We start from the raw sequence: 5,240 nt of genomic DNA, 5'->3' as shown, positions 1-5,240 counted from the left end.
GTAAGACAGCAAAAATGAACTTTGAAAACTGAACAACAAAACGTTAATGAATATAGTTTCTCATTAAATTGAGGAACAAAATTTTGGACATCAATTTTGATGCCAGCAATTTTTTGAGCTTTATCAAATTCTTTTATGGAGAGTTTGATCCTGGCTCAGGACGAACGCTGGCGGCGTGCCTAATACATGCAAGTCGAGCGGACCTTTAGAAGCTTGCTTCTGAAGGTTAGCGGCGGACGGGTGAGTAACACGTGGGCAACCTGCCCTATAGTTGGGGATAACTCCGGGAAACCGGGGCTAATACCGAATAATTCATTTCATCACATGTTGAAATGATGAAAGATGGTTCTGCTATCGCTATAGGATGGGCCCGCGGCGCATTAGCTAGTTGGTGAGGTAACGGCTCACCAAGGCGACGATGCGTAGCCGACCTGAGAGGGTGATCGGCCACACTGGGACTGAGACACGGCCCAGACTCCTACGGGAGGCAGCAGTAGGGAATCTTCCACAATGGACGGAAGTCTGATGGAGCAACGCCGCGTGAGTGAAGAAGGTTTTCGGATCGTAAAACTCTGTTGTAAGGGAAGAACAAGTACAGTAGTAACTGGCTGTACCTTGACGGTACCTTATTAGAAAGCCACGGCTAACTACGTGCCAGCAGCCGCGGTAATACGTAGGTGGCAAGCGTTGTCCGGAATTATTGGGCGTAAAGCGCGCGCAGGCGGTCCTTTAAGTCTGATGTGAAAGCCCACGGCTCAACCGTGGAGGGTCATTGGAAACTGGAGGACTTGAGTGCAGAAGAGGAAAGTGGAATTCCAAGTGTAGCGGTGAAATGCGTAGAGATTTGGAGGAACACCAGTGGCGAAGGCGACTTTCTGGTCTGTAACTGACGCTGAGGCGCGAAAGCGTGGGGAGCAAACAGGATTAGATACCCTGGTAGTCCACGCCGTAAACGATGAGTGCTAAGTGTTAGGGGGTTTCCGCCCCTTAGTGCTGCAGCTAACGCATTAAGCACTCCGCCTGGGGAGTACGGTCGCAAGACTGAAACTCAAAGGAATTGACGGGGGCCCGCACAAGCGGTGGAGCATGTGGTTTAATTCGAAGCAACGCGAAGAACCTTACCAGGTCTTGACATCCCATTGACCGCTATGGAGACATAGCTTTCCCTTCGGGGACAGTGGTGACAGGTGGTGCATGGTTGTCGTCAGCTCGTGTCGTGAGATGTTGGGTTAAGTCCCGCAACGAGCGCAACCCTTGTTCTTAGTTGCCATCATTTAGTTGGGCACTCTAAGGAGACTGCCGGTGACAAACCGGAGGAAGGTGGGGATGACGTCAAATCATCATGCCCCTTATGACCTGGGCTACACACGTGCTACAATGGACGGTACAAACGGTTGCCAACCCGCGAGGGGGAGCTAATCCGATAAAACCGTTCTCAGTTCGGATTGTAGGCTGCAACTCGCCTACATGAAGCCGGAATCGCTAGTAATCGCGGATCAGCATGCCGCGGTGAATACGTTCCCGGGCCTTGTACACACCGCCCGTCACACCACGAGAGTTTGTAACACCCGAAGTCGGTGAGGTAACCTTTTGGAGCCAGCCGCCGAAGGTGGGACAGATGATTGGGGTGAAGTCGTAACAAGGTAGCCGTATCGGAAGGTGCGGCTGGATCACCTCCTTTCTAAGGATATTAACGGAATATAAGCCTAGGGCTTATACCATTAACGTTTTGTGTTCAGTTTTGAAGGTTCATTAGAAAAGCGGAAAACACCGCTTAGCTGAACCGGATACTGGAAGTCTTGAGTAGAAATGCTTGCATTTCGCACGAAAGACTGAAGTAGACGCGTCAGCTGGTGTTTGGAGCTAGACATTAATAGAACTTTCTTTATATTGTTCTTTGAAAACTGGATAAAACGACATTGATAGCAACAAACAAAATTCAAGTAATTTATTGTAAGTTCTTAAAATCTTCTCTGTTTGAGAAGTGTAACTAACTTTTAGGTTAAGTTATTAAGGGCGCACGGTGAATGCCTTGGCACTAGGAGCCGATGAAGGACGGTACTAACACCGATATGCTTCGGGGAGCTGTAAGTAAGCTTTGATCCGGAGATTTCCGAATGGGGGAACCCACTGCTCGTAATGGAGCAGTATCTTGACGTGAATTCATAGCGTCATGATGGCACACCCAGGGAACTGAAACATCTAAGTACCTGGAGGAAGAGAAAGAAAATATTCGATTCCCTGAGTAGCGGCGAGCGAAACGGGAATAGCCCAAACCAAGAGGCTTGCCTCTTGGGGTTGTAGGACACTCTATATGGAGTTACAAAAGAATGGATTAGGCGAAGCGATTTGGAAAGATCCGCCATAGAAGGTAAAAGCCCTGTAATCGAAAGTCCATTCTCTCTTGAGTGTATCCTGAGTACGGCGGAACACGTGAAATTCCGTCGGAATCCGGGAGGACCATCTCCCAAGGCTAAATACTCCCTAGTGACCGATAGTGAACCAGTACCGTGAGGGAAAGGTGAAAAGCACCCCGGGAGGGGAGTGAAATAGAACCTGAAACCGTGTGCCTACAAGTAGTTAGAGCCCGTTAATGGGTGATAGCGTGCCTTTTGTAGAATGAACCGGCGAGTTACGATTACGTGCAAGGTTAAGTTGAGAAGACGGAGCCGCAGCGAAAGCGAGTCTGAATAGGGCGAAAGAGTACGTGGTCGTAGACCCGAAACCAGGTGATCTACCCATGTCCAGGGTGAAGGTGAGGTAACACTCACTGGAGGCCCGAACCCACGCACGTTGAAAAGTGCGGGGATGAGGTGTGGGTAGCGGAGAAATTCCAATCGAACTTGGAGATAGCTGGTTCTCTCCGAAATAGCTTTAGGGCTAGCCTCGTGATGAGAATACTGGAGGTAGAGCACTGTTTGGACTAGGGGGGCATCTCGCTTTACCGAATTCAGACAAACTCCGAATGCCAGATATTTATACACGGGAGTCAGACTGCGAGTGATAAGATCCGTAGTCAAAAGGGAAACAGCCCAGACCACCAGCTAAGGTCCCAAAGTAATCGTTAAGTGGAAAAGGATGTGGCGTTGCTTAGACAACCAGGATGTTGGCTTAGAAGCAGCCATCATTTAAAGAGTGCGTAATAGCTCACTGGTCGAGTGACGCTGCGCCGAAAATGTATCGGGGCTAAACGATTCACCGAAGCTGTGGATGTGCATCTAAGATGCACGTGGTAGGAGAGCGTTCTAAGGGCGTTGAAGTCAGACCGGAAGGACTGGTGGAGCGCTTAGAAGTGAGAATGCCGGTATGAGTAGCGAAAGATGGGTGAGAATCCCATCCACCGTATGACTAAGGTTTCCTGAGGAAGGCTCGTCCGCTCAGGGTTAGTCGGGACCTAAGTCGAGGCCGACAGGCGTAGACGATGGACAACAGGTTGATATTCCTGTACCACCTCCCCGCCGTTTGAGTAATGGGGGGACGCAGTAGGATAGGGTAAGCGTGCGATTGGTTGTGCACGCCCAAGCAGTAAGGCGTGGAAGTAGGCAAATCCGCTTCCTGTAACGTTGAGCTGTAATGGGGAGCTCTTTAAGAGCGAAGTACCTGATTTCACACTGCCAAGAAAAGCCTCTAGCGAGGCGGGAGGTGCCCGTACCGCAAACCGACACAGGTAGTCGAGGAGAGAATCCTAAGGTGTGCGAGAGAACTCTCGTTAAGGAACTCGGCAAAATGACCCCGTAACTTCGGGAGAAGGGGTGCTCTCGAAAGAGAGCCGCAGTGAATAGGCCCAGGCGACTGTTTAGCAAAAACACAGGTCTCTGCAAAACCGTAAGGTGACGTATAGGGGCTGACGCCTGCCCGGTGCTGGAAGGTTAAGAGGAGGGGTTAGCGTAAGCGAAGCTCTGAATTGAAGCCCCAGTAAACGGCGGCCGTAACTATAACGGTCCTAAGGTAGCGAAATTCCTTGTCGGGTAAGTTCCGACCCGCACGAAAGGCGTAACGATCTGGGCACTGTCTCAACGAGAGACTCGGTGAAATTATAGTACCTGTGAAGATGCAGGTTACCCGCGACAGGACGGAAAGACCCCGTGGAGCTTTACTGTAGCCTGATATTGAATTTTGGCACAACTTGTACAGGATAGGTAGGAGCCAGAGAACTCGGAGCGCCAGCTTCGAGGGAGGCGTCGGTGGGATACTACCCTGGTTGTGTTGAAATTCTAACCCGTACCCCTTATCGGGGTAGGAGACAGTGTCAGGTGGACAGTTTGACTGGGGCGGTCGCCTCCTAAAAGGTAACGGAGGCGCCCAAAGGTTCCCTCAGAATGGTTGGAAATCATTCGTAGAGTGTAAAGGCACAAGGGAGCTTGACTGCGAGACCTACAAGTCGAGCAGGGTCGAAAGACGGGCTTAGTGATCCGGTGGTTCCGCATGGAAGGGCCATCGCTCAACGGATAAAAGCTACCCCGGGGATAACAGGCTTATCTCCCCCAAGAGTCCACATCGACGGGGAGGTTTGGCACCTCGATGTCGGCTCATCGCATCCTGGGGCTGTAGTCGGTCCCAAGGGTTGGGCTGTTCGCCCATTAAAGCGGTACGCGAGCTGGGTTCAGAACGTCGTGAGACAGTTCGGTCCCTATCCGTCGTGGGCGTAGGAAATTTGAGAGGAGCTGTCCTTAGTACGAGAGGACCGGGATGGACATACCGCTGGTGTACCAGTTGTCTTGCCAAAGGCATCGCTGGGTAGCTATGTATGGACGGGATAAGTGCTGAAAGCATCTAAGCATGAAGCCCCCCTCAAGATGAGATTTCCCATTACGTAAGTAAGTAAGATCCCTCAAAGACGATGAGGTAGATAGGTTCGAGGTGGAAGTGTGGCGACACATGGAGCTGACGAATACTAATCGATCGAGGACTTAACCACTAACTTGAATGGTCGTTAGTCAATGTCTTTATCCAGTTTTGAGAGAACAAGCTTCTTTCAACTAAATATGTGGTCTAGTGATGATGGCAAAGAGGTCACACCCGTTCCCATACCGAACACGGAAGTTAAGCTCTTTAGCGCCGATGGTAGTTGGGGGCTTCCCCCTGTGAGAGTAGGACGTTGCTAGGCAAATAAAAACCACCACTAAATTATAGTGGTGGTTTTTTGTATGTATTAAAATTAATAGCTGAATTTTAGCTAATGAATTATATCTAATATTCATTGTTTATAACTGATATATCAATTGAATATGTCAGCATAT

The 5,240-nt window shown here is 50.0% G+C and carries 3 rRNA genes; all 3 read left to right on the top strand.

The annotated features are described in order from the left end of the window. Window positions 1-132 precede the first annotated feature (132 nt). A 16S ribosomal RNA gene (locus tag NKR20_RS19350) occupies window positions 133-1,681 on the top strand. Between the two features lie 319 nt (window positions 1,682-2,000). Next, window positions 2,001-4,918 (top strand): 23S ribosomal RNA (locus tag NKR20_RS19345). Between the two features lie 73 nt (window positions 4,919-4,991). Next, window positions 4,992-5,107 (top strand): 5S ribosomal RNA (gene rrf / locus NKR20_RS19340). The 16S, 23S and 5S rRNA genes sit together here, the layout of an rRNA operon. Window positions 5,108-5,240: the final 133 nt, after the last annotated feature.

This window comes from Ureibacillus endophyticus, assembly GCF_024159215.1.
In the GTDB taxonomy this organism is placed as follows: Bacteria; Bacillota; Bacilli; order Bacillales_A; family Planococcaceae; genus Ureibacillus; species Ureibacillus endophyticus.
Note: the sequence above shows the minus strand (reverse complement) of the source record. Positions and strands in the feature narration are given on the sequence as shown.